Source organism: Agromyces mediolanus (genome assembly GCF_044917495.1).
In the GTDB taxonomy this organism is placed as follows: domain Bacteria; phylum Actinomycetota; class Actinomycetes; order Actinomycetales; family Microbacteriaceae; genus Agromyces; species Agromyces mediolanus_B.
Genome location: NZ_JAVSSI010000002.1, coordinates 46,619 through 66,109, shown reverse-complemented (window position 1 = coordinate 66,109; position 19,491 = coordinate 46,619). Strand labels below are relative to the sequence as shown.

The following is a 19,491-nucleotide window of genomic DNA, read 5'->3' as shown; positions in this document are numbered from 1 at the left end:
TGAGCGGCAGGCCTCAGTCAGCCCCGCGTGTCCGCCCGCTCGACGAGCAGCGCGACGTGCCGGCCGGCCTCCCGGGTCAGCACGATCGTGGCCGAGGCGTCGCCCGAGAGCTTCAGCCGGGTCCGCAGCGCGGCCGGGTCGACGTCGACGCCGCGCTTCTTGATCTCCAGCGTGCCGATGTTCCTGGCTGAGAGCTCGCGGCGCAGCTGCCGCTCCTCGGCCGGCAGCCGCTCGAGCACGCGGAACGCGCGTGCGAACGGCGTCTCGACGAGGCGGTCGCCGGTGAGGTAGGCGATCCCGTTCGAGAGCATCTGGGCGTCCAGCGATCGGGCGAGGTCGCCGATCAGCCGCGCGCGGATGACGCTGCCGTCGGGTTCGTAGACGAAGGCGCCGAGCTCGCCCACGGCCTCGTCGGCGCTGTCGGACGGGGCGGTGAGCTCGTGGGCGGCGCCATCGCGTACGACGAGGGCGGCGCGGCCGACCCCGGGTCGCGCGAGCGCGCCGAGCCAGACCGCGAGCTCGACGACGGCGCCGTCGACGGAGACCCACTGGGCCTCGGCGCCGGCGGGGATGACGTCGCGGTCGGTGCCCGGGCCGAGCTTCACGCCGACCGGCATCCGGTCCGCGAGCCCGAAGGCGAAGTCGAGCGGCGGCGAGTAGTCGGAGGCATCCGTCAGGCGCCGGGTGCTGCCGCCCGAGGTGACCCGGCGGGCGGGGTCGAGCCAGGCCCCGCCGATGCCGCCGAGCGCGACGTCCTCCGCGCGCGAGTGCAGCACCCGGGCCTGGGGGAAGGGCGTGAGGTTGAAGGCGGCGACCGCGGCGGTCACCTCGTCGGCGTCGGCCGCGGTGACCTCGAGGTCGATGGCGGCGAGGGCGAGGGCGTCGCCGCCGATGCCGCAGCCGAGGTCGGCGACGTGGGCGATGCCCGCGCGGGCGAAGCGGCCGGCGTGCAGGGCGGCGACGTTCAGCCGGGTGGCCTGCTCGAGGCCGGCCTCGGTGAAGAGCATCCGCGAGGCGAACTCGCCGAACTTCGCGCGGCCCTTCGCCCGGAGCCGGGACTGGCTCAGGACCGCCGCCACGAGGGCCGGCGGGTGCCCCTGCTTGCGGAGTGCGGCGACGGTCTTCACGACGTCGGCCTTCGCATCCCAGTCGCCGATCGAATCGAGCAGGCGCAGGCCCTCCGGGGACAGCAGTTCGACGAGTTCGGAGCGATCCACCCGGCCACGCTAGCACCGCGGCGCAGCCCGGTGCGGCCCGCCCGGCATCCGCCCGCTGCCGCCTCGTCCGGCGAGCGCGCTCCGCCCGACTGGCGAGTGACGAGTTGCACGGCGAACAAGGTGACCCGCCGAGCGGCCGCGGCGCGGCGCCCGCCTCGTCGTGCGACTTGCAGCCCACCCGCCGCCAGGACTTCCGCGCACTGGCACTCACGTTGCACGAGTGCCAGATGCCGCCTAGACTCTGGTTAGCACTCTCGTTCCGAGGCTGCTAACCCAGTCTTTCAAGACAGTCTTCATCTAGAAAAGGGGTCAACCGTGTCGGTTTCCATCAAGCCGCTCGAGGATCGCATCGTCATCAAGCAGGTCGAGGCCGAGCAGACCACCGCGTCGGGCCTCGTCATCCCCGACACCGCCAAGGAGAAGCCGCAGGAGGGCGAGGTCGTCGCCGTCGGCCCCGGCCGCATCGACGACAACGGCAACCGCGTGCCGCTCGACGTCGCCGTCGGCGACCGCGTGCTGTACTCGAAGTACGGCGGCACCGAGGTCAAGTTCGGCGCCGACGAGTTCCTCGTGCTCTCGGCCCGCGACGTCCTCGCGGTCGTCGTGCGCTGACCCACGCGCTCCGAGAACGGCCCGGATGCCTCGGCATCCGGGCCGTTCCGCGTTCCCGGAGCCCGCAGTGCGCGGGCCGCCCGCCCGCTGGGCGTAGGCTGAGCCGGTGAACTCCAGCCCCGACCGCCCCGCCGCGCCGGTCGGCGCTCCGGCCCTCAGCCGTTCGGGCCTCGGCTACGCCGTCTCCGCCTATGTGCTCTGGGGCTTCCTGCCCGTCTACTTCATCGCGCTCGCCCCGAGCGGGCCCGTCGAGATCGTCGCCTGGCGCATCCTGCTCTCGCTCGTCTTCTGCGCGGCCCTCCTCGCCGTCACCCGAGGCTGGGCGGCGTTCTGGGCGCTGCTGCGCGACCGCCGGGTGCTCTTCACCATGGGCGCGGCCGGGGTGCTCATCTTCGTGAACTGGCTGACCTACGTCTACGCCGCCGTGTCGGGCCAGGTCGTCGAGGCGGCGCTCGGCTACTTCATCAATCCGATCGTCACGGTCTTCCTCGGCGTCCTCGTGCTCCGCGAGCGCCTCAGCATCATGCAGTGGATCGCGGTCGGCATCAGCATCGTCGCGGTCGTCGTGCTCGCGGTCGGCCACGGGCAGTTCCCGTGGATCGCGCTCGTCCTCGCGTTCTCCTTCGGCTTCTACGGACTCATCAAGAAGCGCGTCGGCCATCGCGTCGACGCCGTGTCCGGGCTGACGCTCGAGACGCTGTGGCTCGCGCCCGTCGCCGCGGGCCTGCTCTGGTGGGTCGCCGCCACGAGCGGGCTGACGATGGGCACGGTGAGCCCGTGGCACACGCTGCTGCTCGTCTGCGCGGGCGCGGTGACGGCGGTGCCGCTGCTGCTGTTCGCGGCGGCCTCGCGCCGGCTGCCGCTCATCTACCTCGGCTTCATCCAGTACTTCGCGCCGTTCATCCAGTTCCTCGTGGGCGTCCTCATCCTGCGCGAGCCGATGCCGCTCGAGCGCTGGCTCGGTTTCGCCCTCGTCTGGGTGGCCCTCGTGGTGCTCACGATCGACCTCGTCCGCAACGCCAGGGCGGCGCGGAAGGTCGTCGCCGAGCCCGTCTGATCCGAGCGTCCGAACGGGCTTCCGCGCACGGATGCTGCGCCGAACCGCCCGCCGATGTCGGCACGGTAACGATCATTGCGCTGTTACGCGGTTGTGACCGGCATCCCTTGTTTCCTCGTTGGCCGGGCAATATCGTCAAACCACGGCGTCACCTGACGCATCGTTATGTCCGATCCTTCAGTCCCAAGGAGCAACATGAGCGTATTCGCGAAGGCTACGGCCAAGCGCGGCGCACGCGGAATCTGGACGGGAGTCGCCCTCGCGGGCGCCGCCGCCCTCCTTCTCTCCGCCTGCACCAGCGGCGGCGGCAGCACGACCGCCCCGACCGACGAGCCGGCCGACACGGGCGACGCACTGCCCATCGAGGCCGGTCCCCGCGATCTCACCCTGAAGGTCGGTCAGCTCGCGCCGCAGTCGGGCAGCCTCGCCGTCCTCGGCCCGCCCCAGATCGCAGCAGCGAAGCTCGCGGTCGACGACATCAACAAGGCCGACCTCGGCATCCAGATCGAGCTCGTGCTCCGCGACGAGGGCGACACCTCGATCGACGTGGCCACCGGATCCGTCACCGACCTGCTCTCGCAGGGCGTGTCGGCCATCTCGGGCGCCGCCGCCTCCGCGCAGACCCGCAACATCTACGAGCAGGTCACGAGCGCCGGCGTCGTGCTGATGTCGCCGTCGAACACGGGTCTCGACCTCTCGACGATCGAGGACAACGACCTGTACTGGCGCACGGCGCCCTCCGACCTGCTGCAGGGCGAGGTGCTGGGCAACCTGATCGCCGAGGACGGCAACAGCACCCTCGGCATCATCTTCCAGAACGACGCCTACGGCACCGGCTTCGCCGACACGACGAAGAAGGCGTTCGAGAGCGCGGGCGGTGAGGTCGTCGCGGAGTCCTCGTACAACACGGGCGACACCAACTTCACCACCCAGATCGCCGACGTGACGGCGCAGTCGCCCGACGCGATCGCGATCATCTCGTTCGACCAGGCCAAGATCATCATCCCGGAGCTCGTCGGCGGCGGCTTCCCGGGCAACAAGATCTACCTGACCGACGGCAACCGGCTCGACTACAGCGACGTGTTCGCCCCCGGCCTCATCAAGGGCGCCAAGGCGACCACGCCCGGTCTCGACCTGGCGACGCTCGGCGACTTCACCGACCGTCTCCTCGAGGTCGACCCGTCGCTCACCGACTTCACCTACGCGGCGGAGTCGTACGACAACATCGTGCTGTTCGCGCTCGCGGCCTACGCTGCGAACGACACCAGCGGCACGAAGATCGCCGAGTACCTCCGCCAGATCTCCGGATCGAGCGGTGACGGCGAGAAGGTGACCGACTTCGCGCAGGGCGCCGCCCTGCTCGAGAAGGGCGACCAGATCGACTACGACGGTCTGTCGGGCCCGATCACCTTCGACGAGAACGGCGACCCGACGGGCGCCACGATCGGCATCTACGAGTACCAGGAAGACAACACCTCGACCCGCATCAACTAGTCGGCGGTGGAAGGCCCCGGCGAGCGCTCCGCTCGCCGGGGCCTTCGTCATGCCGGGCCTCGTCATGCCGGGGCCTTCGTCGTCCCCGGGGGAACGAGAACGGGCGGGCGGATGCCGAGGCATCCACCCGCCCGTCAGCGGCGCTCAGGCGCCCGCTCAGTCGTCCTGACCGAGGGTGCCGAGGTAGAGGCCGATCACCTTCGGATCGTTCAGCAGCTCGCGACCGGTGCCCTCGTAGGCGTCGCGGCCCTGATCGAGCACGTAGCCGCGGTCGCAGATCTGCAGGCAGCGGCGGGCGTTCTGCTCGACCATGATCGTCGTCACGCCCGCGCGGTTGATCTCCTTCACCCGCAGGAACGCCTCGTCCTGCTTCACGGGGGAGAGCCCGGCGCTCGGCTCGTCGAGGAGCAGCACGTGCGGCCCCATCATGAGCGCGCGGCTCATCGCGACCATCTGCCGTTCGCCGCCCGAGAGGGAGCCGGCGCGCTGGCCGAGCCGCTTGCCGATCTCCGGGAAGATCGCGGTGACGAACTCCAGCCGGTCCTTCAGCCCCTTGGGCTTCTGGTAGAGCCCCATCTCGAGGTTCTCCTGGATGGTGAGCGAGGGGAACACGTTGTTCGTCTGCGGCACGAAGCCGACGCCCTTGGCGACGAGCTTGTTCGCCTTCAGGTTCGTGATGTCCTCGCCGTTCAGCAGGACGGCGCCCTTGCGCACCTTCACGAGCCCGAAGATCGACTTCAGCAGCGTCGACTTCCCGGCGCCGTTCGGCCCGATGATGCCGATGAGCTCGCCCTGGCGGGCGACGAGCGAGCAGCCGTTCAGGATGTTCACGCCGGGCAGGTAGCCCGCCGTGACCTCGGCGACCTCGACGACGGTGTCGCCCCGGGGCGGTTCGACGGCCGTGGCGCCGGCCGGTTCAGTGTTCGTCATCGATGAGCTCCTTCACTGCCTCGACGTTCGACGTCTGCGCCGCGCCGAGGTCGACGTCGTGGTGGGCGCCGAGGTAGGCGTCGATCACGGCCTGGTCCTGCATGACGGTGTGCGGGTCGCCCTCGGCCACGATGCGGCCCTCGGCCATCACGACGACCCAGTCCGCGATGTGGCGGACCATGTGCATGTCGTGCTCGACGAAGAGCACGGTCATGCCCTGCGTCTTCAGGTCGAGGATGTGGTCGAGGAGCGACTGGGTGAGGGCGGGGTTCACGCCCGCCATCGGTTCGTCGAGCATCACGAGCGTCGGGTCGCTCATGAGCGCCCGCGCCATCTCGAGCAGCTTCCGCTGCCCGCCGGAGAGGCTCGCCGCGTAGTCGTGCTGCTTCGCGTCGAGCTTGAAGCGGGCGAGGAGGTCGACGGCCTTCGCCTCGATCTCCCGCTCCTGCTTCCGCCAGAGGAACGGCAGCAGGGAGCGGAACAGGTTCTCGCCCGTCTGGTCCTTGGCGCCGAGCTTCATGTTGTCGAGGACGCTCAGGAGGCCGAGCGACTTCGTCAGCTGGAAGGTGCGGATGAGTCCCATGCGTGCGACCCGGTAGGCGGGCACGTGCGCGAGCGACTTCCCGTCGAACTGCCAGGTGCCGGCATCGGGCTTGTCGAAGCCGGTCAGCAGGTTGAAGAACGTCGTCTTGCCTGCGCCGTTCGGGCCGATGAGCGCGGTGATCGCGCCCCGGGGGATCTCGACGTGCGCGACGTCGACGGCGGTGAGGCCGCCGAAGGTGCGCTTCACGCCGTCGGCGACGAGGATCGGGTCGACCTTGCGGCAGCCCGGCTCGGCGGCGCCGAGGTGGAGGCCGGTCGACTTGACCGGCTTGGACGTGGGAGTGGTCTCACTTGACAAAAGACATCTCCTTCTTGTTGCCGAGCAGCCCCTGCGGTCTGAAGATCACGAGGAGCATGATCGCGACGCCGACGAGGATGAACCGGAGCTGCCCCGCCTGCACCTCGGAGATCGGGAACCAGCCGGCCTCGACCGCGCGGGCGATGAAGCCCGAGAAGAACGACAGCAGCACCCAGAACACGATCGATCCGAGCACGGGGCCGAGGATGGTGGCCGCTCCGCCGAGGAGCAGGATCGCCCAGATGAAGAAGGTGAGCGAGGTCGCGTAGGCGGAGGGGATCACCGCCCGCGGCATGATGAAGATCATGCCGGCGAGGGTGCCGAAGACGCCGCCGATGATGAGGCTCTGCATCTTGTACGAGTAGACGTTCTTGCCGAGCGCGCGCACGGCGTCCTCGTCTTCGCGGATGCCCTTGATGACGCGGCCCCAGGGGCTGCGCATGAGGAGCCAGGTGAAGAGCACGGCGAGGGCCACGACGCTCCAGCCGACGATGATGTTCCACCAGTCGTTCGCGCTGAACATCCACGGGCCGAAGCCCGCCTTGCCCTCGAAGCTCAGCGGGTTCAGGGCGCGGAATCCGGCCTTGTACTCGCTCAGGCCGTTCGCCGAGCCCGTCACCGCGACGAAGGTGTTCGTCGTGAACAGGAGGCGGACGATCTCCGCGGCCGCGATCGTGACGATCGCGAGGTAGTCGGCGCGCAGCCGCAGCGTCGGGATGCCGAGCACGAGCGCGAAGACGACGGATGCCCCGATGCCGACGAGCACGGCGCCCCACACCGGGAACCCGAAGGTGAGCACCGAGATGGCGTAGCCGTATGCGCCGAGCGCCATGAACCCGGCCTGGCCGAAGTTCAGGAGGCCGGTGTAGCCGAAGTGGACGGCGAGGCCGAGCGCCGCGAGGGCGTAGGCGGCCGTGGTCGGGCTGATCAGCTCGACCGCCGCGTTTCCGAAGATGCTTCCCCAATCGATCATGGTCGGCCTCCTACCCGATCCGCTCTCGTCGGCCGAGGATTCCCTGCGGCCGGAAGAGGAGCACCAGAATCAGCACGACGAGCGCGCTGACGAACTTCATGTCGGAGGGCAGCCAGAGCGTCGAGAGCTCGACGAAGATGCCCACGATGAGCGAGCCGATGAGCGCGCCGAACGCGGTGCCGAGACCGCCCAGGGTGACCGCGGCGAACACGAGCAGCAGGATCTGGAAGCCCATGTCCCAGCTCACGCCGGGACGGTAGTACGCCCAGAGGATGCCGCTGAGGCCCGCGAGCCCGGCGCCGAGCACCCAGACGATCCGGATGACCCGGTCGACGTCGATGCCGCTCGTGGCGGCGAGGCTCGCGTTGTCGGCGACCGCTCGGGTCGCCTTGCCGATCCGCGTGCGCATCAGCAGGAAGGCCACGCCGAGCAGCACGACGATGCTGATGCCCATGCTGGCGAGGTCGATCCAGGACAGCGAGACCGGTCCGAGCTGCAGGTCCGCGGGGGAGGCGCCGGGCAGCTGCCTGGTCGCCCCGCCGTAGAAGAACTGGTACGTGTAGCGCATCGCGAGCGAGAGACCGATGCTCACGATCATCAGCTGGATGACGCCGACCCCTCGTTTTCGCAGAGGTTTCCAGATCACCCCGTCGAGCGACCAGCCGAGGCCGAGGCTCAGGATGAGCGCGATGATGATCGCGATCCACACCGGGAATCCGAGGTCGCTCGAGAAGGTCAGGAGCATCAGCGCGCCGAAGGTGATCATCTCGGAGTGGGCGAAGTTGCTGAGCCCGGTGGTGCCGTAGATGAGCGAGAGCCCGATCGCGGCGAGGGCGAGCAGGAGGCCGAAGTTCACGCCGTTCGCCAGCCGGTTCAGCAGCTGGTCGAAGAAGGAGACCGTCTGCCGGGTGCCCTCGCCGAGGAAGAAGTTCACCGACTTCGTGTTGGTGAGCCCGAACTCCGCGGTGCGCGGGTTCTCCTCGTCCTCGGCGACGACGACACCCTTCGGCAGGGTGTCCTCGTCGAGGGTCACCTTGTAGCTGGCCTTCTCGGGCACGCCGATGCGCCATTTGCCGTCGGCATCCGTCTCGGCGCTGGCTTTGAAGCCACCGCCCTCGACCGTGATCTCGACACCTTCAAGCGGTTCGTCCTCGTACTTCACATTCCCGAGGAAGAAGTAGTCGTACTCTTCGGATCCTGTGCCCGTACTCCCATCCTCCGCCACCGCAGGGGACGCTGCGATGCCGGACAGAGTGAGTGCGGACAGTAGGACTGCGAGGAGTACGAGCCATCTCCCTGGGGAGTGCCGTCGGACTGTTCGCGTGGATTCCACTGCACCTCCAAGGGGTTCCGGAGGTCGTTCGGACCTCCGGGACCGGTCCTTTCCCGTCGACAACGTCGTTGACGGTACGTGCCGATTATGTCTTAGGTGTTTCGCCCGCGACACAAACGGCCCTCGATTGTTATCCGAGCGGCGGGTCCGGCGCAACGTTCGTGCGAACCGGGCGCTCCTCGCGCAGCACCGATGGGAATTCGCGGGGCCCGCCGTCGCTTAACATTGATGCACCGCTTCGCGCGCATCCCGCGCGGGCGACATCGATCCAGGCGGCGAACCACCGGCGGCAGTGAAGGGCAGACATGGACAGGAACGATCCGTTCGGATTCACGGGACTCACCTACGACGACGTGCTGCTGCTGCCCGGGCACACCGACGTCATCCCGAGCGAGGCCGACACGATGTCGCGCCTCACCCGACGGATCAGCGTGGCCACGCCGCTGCTGTCCGCCGCCATGGACACGGTGACCGAGAGCCGTATGGCGATCGCCATGGCCCGCCAGGGCGGCATCGGCATCCTGCACCGGAACCTCTCCATCCAGGACCAGGCCGAGATGGTCGACCGCGTGAAGCGCAGCGAGTCGGGCATGGTCACGAACCCGGTCACGACGACGCCCGACGCGTCCGTCGCCGACGTCGACGCCCTCTGCGGCACGTACCGCGTGAGCGGCCTGCCGGTCGTCGACGAGGCGGGCCGGCTCGTCGGCATCGTCACGAACCGCGACATGCGCTTCGTCTCCGACTTCGAGAAGCCGACCACGAAGGTCTCCGAGGTGATGACGCGGATGCCGCTCATCACCGGCCACGTCGGCATGAACCCCGACGAGGCGCTCGCGATCTTCGCCGAGCACAAGATCGAGAAGCTGCCGCTCATCGACGACGAGGGCCGGCTCACCGGCCTCATCACCGTGAAGGACTTCGACAAGAGCGAGCAGTACCCGAACGCGACGAAGGACGCCGAGGGGCGCCTGCGCGTCGGCGCGGCCATGGGCTTCTTCGGCGACGCCTGGGAGCGTGCGGAGGCCCTCCGCGACGCCGGGGTCGACGTGCTCGTCGTCGACACCGCGAACGGCGAGTCCGCCGGCGTGCTCGACATCATCCGCCGGCTGAAGGCCGACCCCTCGTTCGCCGGCATCGACGTCATCGGCGGCAACGTCGCCACCTACGAGGGCGCGAAGGCGCTCGTCGAGGCGGGCGCCGACGCCGTGAAGGTCGGCGTGGGCCCGGGCTCGATCTGCACGACCCGCGTCGTCGCGGGCGTCGGCGTGCCCCAGATCACGGCCGTGTACGAGGCCTCGAAGGCGACCATGCCGGCCGGCGTGCCGCTCATCGCCGACGGCGGGCTGCAGTACTCGGGCGACATCGCGAAGGCGCTCGTCGCCGGCGCCGACACCGTCATGCTCGGCTCGCTGCTCGCCGGCACCGCCGAGAGCCCGGGCGAGCTCGTCTTCCAGAACGGCAAGCAGTTCAAGACCTACCGCGGCATGGGCTCGCTCGGTGCGCTGCAGACCCGCGGCAAGAAGACGTCCTACTCGAAGGACCGCTACTTCCAGGCCGACGTGCCGAGCGACGACAAGCTGATCCCCGAGGGCATCGAGGGCCAGGTTCCCTACCGCGGCCCGCTGTCGGCCGTGGCGTACCAGCTCATCGGCGGGCTCCGGCAGTCGATGTTCTACGTCGGCGCGCGCACGATCGAGGAGTTGAAGACGAAGGGCCGCTTCGTGCGCATCACGCCCGCAGGCCTCAAGGAGTCGCACCCGCACGACGTGCAGATCGTCGTCGAGGCGCCGAACTACACGCGCTGAGGGTCAGCGCGGCGCGGCGGAGCCGCGACGCGCTTCCCTCAGCACGGCGGCAGCAGGAGCGCTCGCGGGCGCGCCAGCGCTGCGAAGCGTGCCGCGGCAGAACGCCGACTCGCGCCGAACGGGCCCGTCCCTCCGGCGCGGCGGAGCCGCGACGCGCTTCCCTCAGCCCGGCGGCAGCAGGAGCGCTCGCGGCGCTACCGCGCGTCCGCGAGGCGCGTGATCGCCTCGGCGAGCACCTCCGGGGTGCAGGCGAAGTTCAGCCGCACGTGACCGCGACCCGCCTCGGCACCGAACTGGGGCCCGACGCCGAGCGCGACCTTCGCGCGCTCGAGCGCGTGGGCGGCGGGGTCGTCGCCCCAGCCGAGCGCACGGAAGTCGAGCCAGGCGAGATAGCTCGCCTGCGGCATCCGGTACCGCACCTCGGGCAGCTCGTCGGCGAGGAGCTCGGCGAGCAGCCGGCGGTTGTCGTCGAGGCTCGCGAGCACGCCGTCGAGCCAGAAGCCGCCCTCGCGGAACGCCGCGATGCTCGCGATCGAGCCGAACTGGCTCATCCGCCACTCGACCTCGTACGGCATGCCGCGGCGCACGGCGTCGCCGCGCTCCGAGGCGGTGACGATCATGGCCGCCTTCAGCCCGGCGAGGTTGAACGCCTTGGTGCCGGCGGTCACGGTCACGCCGAACTCGCGGGCCTCGTCGGAGACGGTGAGGAAGGGCGTGTAGCGCGAGTCGGGCTGCGAGAGCGGCCCGTGCACCTCGTCGGACACGATCGTGGCGCCGTGCCGGGCGGCGATCGCGGCGAGGGCGGCGAGCTCGTCGCGGCTCGGCACGAGGCCGATCGGGTTGTGCGGGTTGCAGAGCAGCATCGCCTTCGCGCCGGCCGCGAAGGCGCGGTCGATGCCGTCGAGGTCGAGCGCCCAGCCGGTTTCGATGCCGCCGGACATCGGCACCTCGACGACCGCCGCGGAGGCCTCGGTCACGATGTCGAAGAACGGCGGGTAGATCGGCGGGGTCACGATGACGCCGTCGCCCGGGCTCGTGACCCGGCGCAGCACCTCGACGAGGCCCATCGCGACGTCGCCGGTGCTCGTCACCCGGGCCGGGTCGACCTCCCAGCCGAACCGTTCGAGCGCGAAGGGCGCGAAGGCCTCCGCGATCGGCCCGCTGCCCGCGGCGTAACCGGTGTCGGAGCGGTCGACCGCCGCGTGCAGCGCCGCCGCGACCGGTTCGGCGAGCGGATAGTCCATCTCGGCGACCGGCAGCGGCAGGACGTCGGCGGGGTACAGGCGCCACTTGGCGCTGGTGCGGGTGCGGAGGACGTCGAGGGGCTGGGCGGCGATCCGGTGCATGGCTCCAGCTTGCCCCAGCCGGGCGCGCTCGGCATCCCTCCGGCGCCGTCCCGTTTGCCGATCGGGCCGGCGCTCGCTAGTCTGATCGGCTGCCCACGAGGCGGCGCGGCCCCGGATCGTCCGGCGCGGCCGCATGCGAACGGATGTCTCGACATGGGATTCATCGACGTCAACGGCGTCTCCTATTCGCTGCCCGACGGGCGGCCCCTCCTCGCCGACCTCGCCTTCCGGGTGACCGAGGGCCGTACGACCGCGCTCATCGGCGCGAACGGGGCGGGGAAGTCCACGCTGCTGCGGATCGTCCGCGGCGAGCTCGCCGCCGACGAGGGCAGCGTGCGGGTCGAGGGCGGGCTCGGCGTGATGGACCAGTTCATCGGCACCGGCCGCACCGCCGAGGGCGCCGCGGAGACCGTCGCGGGACTCCTCGTCTCGGTCGCGCCCGAGCGGATCCGCGTCGCGGCGCTCGAGCTCGAGGCCTCCGAGCACGCGCTCATCGAGCACGAGGACACCGCGGCGCAGATGCGGTACGCGGCCGCGCTCGCCGAGTACGCGGAGGCCGGCGGCTACGAGCAGGAGGTCGTCTGGGACCACTGCACCGAGGCCGCGCTCGGCATGCCGTTCGAGCGCGCCCGTTGGCGGGAGCTCGCGACGCTGTCGGGCGGCGAGCAGAAGCGGCTCGCCCTGGAGGCGCTGCTCCGCGGCCCCGAGCAGGTGCTGCTCCTCGACGAGCCCGACAACTCCCTCGACGTGCCGGGCAAGCGCTGGCTCGAGGACCGGCTCCGGGAGACGCCGAAGACCGTCTTCCTCGTGTCCCACGACCGGGAGCTCCTGGCCCGTGCGGCCGACCGGATCGTGACGATCGAGCTCGGCGGGGGCGGCAACACCGCCTGGGTGCACGGCGGCGGATTCGAGGGCTATCACGAGGCGCGGGAGGCCCGTTTCGAGCGGCTCGACGAGCTGCGCCGGCGCTGGGACGAGCAGCACGCCGCGCTGAAGCAGCTCGTGGCGACGCTGAAAGTGAAGGCGACGTACAACGACGGCATGGCGTCGCGGTACCAGGCCGCCGTCACGCGCCTGCGCAAGTTCGAGGAGGCCGGGCCGCCCGAGGAGCGCCCGCCCGCCCGGGAGGTCGACATGCGACTGCGCGGCGCCCGCACCGGCAAGCGCGCCCTCGTCTGCGAGGGGCTCGAACTCAGCGGGCTGATGCGGCCGTTCGACCTCGAGGTCTGGTACGGCGACCGGGTCGCCGTGCTCGGCTCCAACGGCTCGGGCAAGTCGCACTTCCTGCGGCTCCTCGCGGGCGGCGGCAGCGACCCCGACCCGATGCAGGGCCACCGCACGGAGGCGACCGCCGGGCTCGCCCGGGTGCCGCACTCGGGGCGGGCGGTGCTCGGCGCCAGGGTCGTGCCCGGCTGGTTCGCGCAGAACCACGAGCATCCGGAGTTCCGGGGGCGGACGCTCCTGGAGATCCTGTTCCGCGGCGACGCCGAACGCCCGGGCCTCGCGCGCGAGCAGGCGAGCTCCGCGCTCGACCGCTACGGGCTCGCCCGCGAGGCCCAGCAGCGCTTCGAGCACCTGTCGGGCGGCCAGCAGGCGCGCCTGCAGATCCTGCTGCTCGAGCTGTCCGGGGCGACGATGCTGCTCCTCGACGAGCCGACCGACAACCTCGACCTCGTCTCGGCCGAGGCCCTCGAGGACGCGCTGTCCCGCTTCGACGGCACCGTGCTCGCGGTGACGCACGACCGCTGGTTCGCGCGCGGCTTCGACCGCTTCCTCGTCTTCCGCGAGGACGGCGAGGTCGCCGAGACGGATGCCCCGGTCTGGGACGAGCGCCGCGTGGCGCGCACCCGATGAGGCTCCCGGGTAGGCTGGGACGGTGAGCCAGGAGATCGAGATCGGCCGTTCCAAGCGAGGCCGCCGTGTCTACGCGTTCGACGACATCGCCATCGTGCCGAGCCGGCGCACGCGCGACCCGGAGGACGTCTCCGTCTCGTGGTCGATCGACGCGTACCAGTTCGATCTCCCGTTCCTCGCGGCGCCGATGGACTCCGTGGTCTCGCCGAAGACGGCGATCATGATGGGCGAGCTCGGCGGCCTCGGGGTGCTCGACCTCGAGGGCCTCTGGACCCGCTACGAGAACCCCGAGCCGGTGCTCGCCGAGATCCGCAGCCTCCCCGCCGACAAGGCGACGGTCCGCATGCAGGAGCTCTACGCCGCGCCGATCCAGCCCGCGCTCGTGCGCGAGCGGCTCGCCGAGATCCGCGCCGCGGGCGTCACCGTCGCCGGCGCGCTCTCGCCGCAGCGCACCGCCGAGCTGCACTCGACGGTCGTCGAGGCGGGTGTCGACCTCTTCGTCATCCGCGGCACCACCGTCTCGGCCGAGCACGTCTCGAAGAACGTCGAGCCGCTGAACCTGAAGAAGTTCATCTACGAGCTCGACGTCCCGGTGATCGTCGGCGGGGCCGCCACCTACACGGCGGCGCTCCACCTCATGCGCACGGGCGCGGCCGGCGTCCTCGTCGGCTTCGGCGGCGGCGCCGCCTCGACGACGCGCGCCTCGCTCGGCATCCACGCGCCGATGGCGACCGCGGTGGCGGATGTCGCGGGCGCGCGCCGCGACTACCTCGACGAGTCGGGCGGCCGCTACGTGCACGTCATCGCCGACGGCGGCGTCGGGGCATCCGGCGACATCGTGAAGGCGATCGCCTGCGGCGCCGACGCGGTCATGCTCGGCGCGGCGCTCGCCCGGGCGACCGACGCGCCCGGCGGCGGCTGGCACTGGGGCGCCGAGGCGCACCACCCGAAGCTCCCGCGCGGCAAGCGCGTGCAGGTCGGCCAGGTCGCCCCGCTCGAGGAGATCCTCTACGGCCCGGCGCCGAACGCCGAGGGCACCGCGAACCTCGTCGGCTCGCTCCGCAAGTCGATGGCGACCACCGGGTACTCCGACCTCAAGGAGTTCCAGCGGGTCGAGGTCGTCGTCGCCCCGTACCAGGGCGCCTGAGCACCGTCCCCCTCAGCGTCGCCGGCTGAACGGCTGCTGAGCGCATTCGAGTTCCCGGCCGCGGGCCGCGCGATCTCGGGTAGCGTGGAGGCAGCGCGGTACGCGACGTCTGGGGAGGCGACGATGGCGAAGCTCAAGTCGGTGGCACGGTCGGCGAAGCTCGGCCCGGAGGAGCGTGCGGCGGCGATCGCCCGGCTCAAGGAGAAGGAGCTCGACGTCCTCGTCGTGGGCGGCGGCATCGTCGGCACGGGGTCGGCGCTCGACGCGGTCACCCGGGGCCTCTCGACCGGGCTGCTCGAAGCGCGCGACTGGGCGAGCGGCACCTCGAGCCGCTCCTCGAAGCTCGTGCACGGCGGCATCCGCTACCTCGAGCAGCTCGACTTCCGGCTGGTCCGCGAGGCGCTCATCGAACGCGGCCTCCTGCTGCAGCGCATCGCCCCGCACCTCGTGAAGCCCGTGCGCTTCCTCTACCCGCTGAAGAAGCGGGTGTTCGAGCGCGTCTACATCGGCGCCGGCATGATGCTCTACGACATCTTCAGCTACACGGGCGGGCGCCCTCCGGGCGTCCCGCACCACCGCCACCTGTCGAAGCGGCAGGTCATGCGCGCCATCCCCTCGCTCTCGAAGGACGCCCTGGTCGGCGGCCTCACCTACTACGACGCCCAGGTCGACGACGCCCGCTACGTGGCCTCGCTCGCCCGCACGGCGAGCTTCTACGGGGCGCACGTCGCCAGCCGGGTGAACGTCGAGGGCTTCCTGAAGGTCGGCGAGCGGGTCGTCGGTGTGCAGGCGCACGACCTCGAGACCGACGAGCACTTCGAGATCCGGGCGAAGCAGGTCGTGAACGCGACGGGCGTCTGGACCGACGACACCCAGCGCATGGTGGGGGAGCGGGGCACCTTCAAGGTGCGCGCCTCGAAGGGCATCCACCTCGTGGTGCCGCGCGACCGCATCCAGTCGGCGATGGGCATGATCTTCCGCACGGAGAAGAGCGTGCTCTTCATCATCCCGTGGGGACGGCACTGGCTGATCGGCACCACCGACACCGACTGGAACCTCGACAAGGCGCACCCGGCGGCGACCGCGGCCGACATCGACTACCTGCTCGAGCACGTGAACTCGGTCCTCGGCGTGCCGCTCACGCGGGAGGACGTCGAGGGCGTCTACGCCGGTCTCCGGCCGCTGCTCGCAGGCGAGAGCGACCAGACCTCGAAGCTCTCCCGCGAGCACCTCGTCGCGCACACGGTGCCCGGCCTCGTCGTCATCGCCGGCGGCAAGTGGACGACCTACCGGGTGATGGCGAAGGACGCGATCGATGCGGCCGTCGACGCGCTCGACGGCAAGATCCCGCCGTCGGCGACGCAGGACATCGCGCTGCTCGGCGCCGAGGGCTATCAGGCCGCGTGGAACAAGCGCGGCAAGATCGCCCGCGCCTTCGGCGTGCACAAGGTGCGCATCGAGCACCTGCTGAACCGCTACGGCACGATGACCGACGACCTGCTCGACCTCATCCGCAACGACCCCTCGCTCGGCGAGCCGCTGCCGGGGGCCGACGACTACCTCGCCGCCGAGGTCGTGTACGCCGCCTCGCACGAGGGCGCCCTGCACCTCGACGACGTGCTCGCCCGCCGCACCCGCATCTCGATCGAGGCGTGGGACCGCGGCGTCTCCGCGGCACCGGTCGCGGCGAAGCTCATGGGCGGGGTGCTCGGCTGGGACGAGGCCCGCGAGACCCTCGAGGTGGAGCGCTACCTGCAGCGGGTCGAGGCCGAGCGAGCGTCGCAGGAGCAGCCCGATGACGCCTCCGCCGACCGCGTCCGCCTGGAGGCGCCGGACATCGTCCGGGTCGACTGAGCGGGCCCGCCCCCGGGGCGGATCGCACGTCGGCGCCCGCCGGGCACCCACCTCCTCCTCAGCCGCGGCCGGGTAGGCTCGGTGATCGTGTCCGCTGACTCACGCCGCGCCGTGCTGCGCATGATGGTGCGCCCGCGGTGGCTGCTCGCCCTCGCCCTCGCCCTCGGCATCGCCGCCGCCTTCGCCCTGCTCGGGCAGTGGCAGGTCGAGCGGGCCGTCGAGCAGGCGACGGTCGAGGTCCGCCCGACCGAGGAGGTGCTGCCCTTCGCCGGGCTCGCCGCCCCCGACGTGCCGACCGAGCAGCGGGCGACCGGGCAGATGGTCGAGGTGACCGGTCGCTTCGTGCCCGGCGACACCGTGCTCATCGACGGCCGGTTGAACGAGGGCGTCGCGGGGACCTGGGTCGTCGCCCACCTCGAGGTCACCGACGGCGCGCCCGGCGGGCTGCCGGTCGCCCTCGGCTGGGCGCCCGACCGCGAGACGGCCGAGCGCGCGCTCGCCGACTTCGAGCGGGGGATCGCCGACGCGGACACCACCCTCGTCGGCCGCTTCCTGCCGAGCGAGGCGCCGATGGCGCCGGCCGACGACGCCGACCCCTTCGAGATGAAGACGGTGGCGGTCGCGCAGCTCGTGAACCTCTGGGCCGACTTCGACGACCGGCCCGCGTACTTCGGCTACGTCACGGCGAAGGATGCCGCCCCCGGACTCGACGCGATCCACTCGCCGCCGCCCGAGCAGACGGTCGAGCTCAACTGGCTGAACGTGTTCTACGCGGTCGAGTGGGTGGTCTTCGCGGGCTTCGCGATCTACCTCTGGTACCGGCTCGTGCGCGACGCCGTCGAGCGCGAACGCGACGAGGCGGAGGCGCTCAGCCAGTCCGCGTAGACTGGTGGCATGCCCCTCGAGCCCAAACTCGCCGATCTGCCGCGCATCCGCGGGGCGCTGAAGTTCTACCAGGTCGCGTCGGTCATCACGGGTGTGATGCTGCTCCTGCTCTGCGCCGAGATGCTGCTGAAGTACGTCTGGCACTTCGAGCTCTACGGGTTCGGCCCGAACGGCCTGCTCAGCTTCGAGCCCGTGATCGAGACGGCGAACGGCCTCGAGTCCACCGGCTCGGGCGTGAACCTCTCCACCGGCATCCTCATCGCCCACGGCTGGTTCTACGTCGTCTACCTGTTCAGCGACTTCCGGCTGTGGAGCCTCATGCGCTGGCCGTTCACGCGGTTCATCCTCATCGCGCTCGGCGGCATCGTGCCGTTCCTCTCCTTCTTCCTCGAGGCCAAGATCGGTCGCGAGGTCCGCAGCTACCTCGACCGCCGCGAGGCCGAGGCCGCAGATTCCGACAACCAGCCCGTGGAGGCCGCCCAGTGAGCGAGACCGAACAGCGTCCCGTCCTCGTCGTCGACTTCGGTGCCCAGTACGCGCAGCTCATCGCGCGTCGGGTGCGCGAGGCGTCCGTGTACTCCGAGATCGTGCCGCACACGGTCACCGCCGAGGAGGTGCGCGCCAAGAACCCGATCGGCATCGTGCTCTCGGGCGGGCCGAGCTCGGTCTACGAGGAGGGCGCCCCGCGGCTCGACCCCGAGGTGCTCGAGCTCGGCGTGCCGACCCTCGGCATCTGCTACGGCTTCCAGGTCATGGCGCAGCACTTCGGCGGCGAGGTCGCCCAGACCGGTCAGCGCGAGTACGGGGCGACCCACGCGAACGTGACCGACGCCGACGGCAACGCGCTCCTCGTCGACCAGCCCGCCGGGCAGACGGTGTGGATGAGCCACGGCGACTCCGTCGCGCGCGCCCCCGAGGGCTTCGAGGTGCTCGCCTCGACCGAGTCGACGCCGGTCGCCGCCTTCGCGAACGACGAGCGCAAGCTCTACGGCGTGCAGTGGCACCCGGAGGTGAAGCACTCGCCGTTCGGCCAGGGCATCATCGAGAACTTCCTGCACCGCGCCGCCGGCATCCCCGCCGACTGGAACTCGGGCAACGTCATCGCCGAGCAGGTCGCCCGCATCCGCGAGCAGGTCGGCGACGCCCGCGTCATCTCGGCGCTCTCGGGCGGCGTGGACTCGGCCGTCTCGACCGCGCTCGTGCAGCGCGCCGTCGGCGAGCAGCTCACCGCGGTGTTCGTCGACCACGGCCTCCTCCGCAAAGACGAGCGCGAGCAGGTGCAGCAGGACTACGTCGCCGCGACGGGCGTCCGTCTCGTCACGGTCGACGCCGCCGACGTCTTCCTCGACGCCCTCGCCGGAGTCACCGACCCCGAGGAGAAGCGCAAGATCATCGGGCGCGAGTTCATCCGCGCCTTCGAGGCGGCGGAGCGCGACCTCCTCGCCGAGGCCGCGGCCGACGGCACCCCGATCAAGTTCCTCGTGCAGGGCACGCTCTACCCCGACGTCGTCGAGTCCGGCGGCGGCGCAGGCACGGCGAACATCAAGAGCCACCACAACGTCGGCGGACTCCCCGAAGACCTGCAGTTCGAGCTCGTCGAGCCGCTGCGCACCCTCTTCAAGGACGAGGTCCGCGCGATCGGCCGCGAGCTCGGGCTCCCCGAGGCGATCGTCGGCCGGCAGCCGTTTCCGGGGCCCGGCCTCGGCATCCGCATCGTGGGCGAGGTCACCCGTGATCGTCTCGATCTGCTCCGCGAGGCCGATGCCATCGCGCGCGAGGAGCTGAGCCGCGCCGGTCTCGACCAGGAGATCTGGCAGTGCCCGGTCGTGCTGCTCGCCGACGTGCGCTCGGTCGGCGTCCAGGGCGACGGCCGCACCTACGGGCACCCGATCGTGCTCCGCCCGGTCTCGAGCGAGGACGCGATGACCGCCGACTGGACGCGCCTGCCGTACGACGTGCTCGCGAAGATCTCGAACCGCATCACGAACGAGGTGCGCGAGGTCAACCGCGTCGTGCTCGACGTCACGTCGAAGCCGCCGGGCACCATCGAGTGGGAGTGACCGGGGAGACCCGGCATCCG

Annotated in this window: 16 protein-coding genes; 10 read left to right on the top strand and 6 right to left on the bottom strand. The window is 71.0% G+C overall.

Translation table 11 applies throughout. The features are described 5' to 3' along the window. Positions 1–17: 17 nt before the first annotated feature. On the bottom strand, positions 18–1,217 hold the full coding sequence (locus ROT00_RS03010; protein WP_404772225.1) for a class I SAM-dependent methyltransferase: 1,200 nt from the start codon (positions 1,215–1,217) through the stop codon (positions 18–20). A 315-nt stretch (positions 1,218–1,532) separates the two neighbouring features. Here ROT00_RS03010 and groES point away from each other — a divergent pair, with 315 nt between their 5' ends. The 3 genes from groES to ROT00_RS02995 all read left to right on the top strand — a co-directional run bounded on the left by groES (position 1,533) and on the right by ROT00_RS02995 (position 4,380). Further along, a complete protein-coding gene (gene groES, locus ROT00_RS03005; RefSeq protein WP_017203655.1) occupies positions 1,533–1,829 on the top strand; it encodes a co-chaperone GroES in 297 nt (98 codons plus the stop codon). Positions 1,830–1,935: 106 nt separating this feature from the next. Then, positions 1,936–2,886, top strand: coding sequence for an EamA family transporter RarD (gene rarD / locus ROT00_RS03000; RefSeq protein ID WP_404772223.1), 951 nt, complete (start codon positions 1,936–1,938; stop codon positions 2,884–2,886). Between the two features lie 195 nt (positions 2,887–3,081). Then, the gene (locus ROT00_RS02995; RefSeq protein WP_404772222.1) at positions 3,082–4,380 is read left to right on the top strand and encodes an ABC transporter substrate-binding protein; all 1,299 of its coding nucleotides are present in this window, start codon (positions 3,082–3,084) and stop codon (positions 4,378–4,380) included. A gap of 156 nt (positions 4,381–4,536) precedes the next feature. Here the strand turns inward: ROT00_RS02995 and ROT00_RS02990 are convergent, their stop codons facing one another. From ROT00_RS02990 to ROT00_RS02975, 4 genes are read right to left on the bottom strand one after another with little or no spacing between them, the layout of a single operon-like run. After that, positions 4,537–5,310 (bottom strand): ABC transporter ATP-binding protein, encoded by a 774-nt coding sequence (locus ROT00_RS02990; RefSeq protein ID WP_404772220.1) that lies wholly within the window; start codon positions 5,308–5,310, stop codon positions 4,537–4,539. Then, on the bottom strand, positions 5,297–6,211 hold the full coding sequence (locus tag ROT00_RS02985) for an ABC transporter ATP-binding protein (RefSeq protein WP_404772219.1): 915 nt from the start codon (positions 6,209–6,211) through the stop codon (positions 5,297–5,299). The genes ROT00_RS02990 and ROT00_RS02985 overlap by 14 nt, the downstream gene beginning before the upstream one ends. Then, positions 6,201–7,181: a branched-chain amino acid ABC transporter permease gene (locus ROT00_RS02980; protein WP_404772949.1), complete on the bottom strand. Its 981-nt coding sequence runs from the start codon at positions 7,179–7,181 to the stop codon at positions 6,201–6,203. The genes ROT00_RS02985 and ROT00_RS02980 overlap by 11 nt, the downstream gene beginning before the upstream one ends. A 13-nt stretch (positions 7,182–7,194) precedes the next feature. After that, the gene (locus ROT00_RS02975) at positions 7,195–8,517 is read right to left on the bottom strand and encodes a branched-chain amino acid ABC transporter permease (RefSeq protein ID WP_404772218.1); all 1,323 of its coding nucleotides are present in this window, start codon (positions 8,515–8,517) and stop codon (positions 7,195–7,197) included. 305 nt (positions 8,518–8,822) lie between these two features. On the opposite strand from ROT00_RS02975, the gene guaB reads away from it, so the two are divergent. Further along, entirely contained in the window at positions 8,823–10,325 is a 1,503-nt protein-coding gene (guaB, locus tag ROT00_RS02970) for an IMP dehydrogenase (protein WP_404772217.1), read from the top strand. A gap of 194 nt (positions 10,326–10,519) precedes the next feature. Here guaB and ROT00_RS02965 read toward each other — a convergent pair whose 3' ends face one another. Then, positions 10,520–11,671: a MalY/PatB family protein gene (locus tag ROT00_RS02965; RefSeq protein WP_404772215.1), complete on the bottom strand. Its 1,152-nt coding sequence runs from the start codon at positions 11,669–11,671 to the stop codon at positions 10,520–10,522. Between the two features lie 153 nt (positions 11,672–11,824). Between ROT00_RS02965 and ROT00_RS02960 the strand changes: the two genes are divergently transcribed. The 6 genes from ROT00_RS02960 to guaA all read left to right on the top strand — a co-directional run bounded on the left by ROT00_RS02960 (position 11,825) and on the right by guaA (position 19,471). Then, positions 11,825–13,525: an ABC-F family ATP-binding cassette domain-containing protein gene (locus ROT00_RS02960; protein WP_404772213.1), complete on the top strand. Its 1,701-nt coding sequence runs from the start codon at positions 11,825–11,827 to the stop codon at positions 13,523–13,525. Positions 13,526–13,547: 22 nt separating this feature from the next. Beyond that, positions 13,548–14,672: a GuaB3 family IMP dehydrogenase-related protein gene (locus ROT00_RS02955; protein WP_404772211.1), complete on the top strand. Its 1,125-nt coding sequence runs from the start codon at positions 13,548–13,550 to the stop codon at positions 14,670–14,672. A gap of 123 nt (positions 14,673–14,795) precedes the next feature. Beyond that, a complete protein-coding gene (locus ROT00_RS02950) occupies positions 14,796–16,526 on the top strand; it encodes a glycerol-3-phosphate dehydrogenase/oxidase (RefSeq protein ID WP_404772209.1) in 1,731 nt (576 codons plus the stop codon). 87 nt (positions 16,527–16,613) lie between these two features. Further along, positions 16,614–17,411 (top strand): SURF1 family protein, encoded by a 798-nt coding sequence (locus tag ROT00_RS02945; protein ID WP_404772208.1) that lies wholly within the window; start codon positions 16,614–16,616, stop codon positions 17,409–17,411. 9 nt (positions 17,412–17,420) lie between these two features. Further along, the gene (locus ROT00_RS02940; RefSeq protein WP_404772206.1) at positions 17,421–17,897 is read left to right on the top strand and encodes a DUF3817 domain-containing protein; all 477 of its coding nucleotides are present in this window, start codon (positions 17,421–17,423) and stop codon (positions 17,895–17,897) included. Next, positions 17,894–19,471, top strand: coding sequence for a glutamine-hydrolyzing GMP synthase (gene guaA, locus ROT00_RS02935; protein ID WP_404772205.1), 1,578 nt, complete (start codon positions 17,894–17,896; stop codon positions 19,469–19,471). Before ROT00_RS02940 ends, guaA begins: the two co-directional genes overlap by 4 nt. Positions 19,472–19,491: the final 20 nt, after the last annotated feature.

Excerpts from the sequence above, each read along its gene's own strand:
- ROT00_RS02995 (WP_404772222.1), top strand. The coding sequence starts at position 3,082 with ATGAGCGTATTCGCGAAGGCTACGGCCAAGCGCGGCGCACGCGGAATC.
- ROT00_RS02990 (WP_404772220.1), bottom strand. The coding sequence starts at position 5,310 with ATGACGAACACTGAACCGGCCGGCGCCACGGCCGTCGAACCGCCCCGG.
- guaB (WP_404772217.1), top strand. The coding sequence starts at position 8,823 with ATGGACAGGAACGATCCGTTCGGATTCACGGGACTCACCTACGACGAC.
- ROT00_RS02965 (WP_404772215.1), bottom strand. The coding sequence starts at position 11,671 with ATGCACCGGATCGCCGCCCAGCCCCTCGACGTCCTCCGCACCCGCACC.
- ROT00_RS02960 (WP_404772213.1), top strand. The coding sequence starts at position 11,825 with ATGGGATTCATCGACGTCAACGGCGTCTCCTATTCGCTGCCCGACGGG.
- ROT00_RS02950 (WP_404772209.1), top strand. The coding sequence starts at position 14,796 with ATGGCGAAGCTCAAGTCGGTGGCACGGTCGGCGAAGCTCGGCCCGGAG.
- ROT00_RS02940 (WP_404772206.1), top strand. The coding sequence starts at position 17,421 with ATGCCCCTCGAGCCCAAACTCGCCGATCTGCCGCGCATCCGCGGGGCG.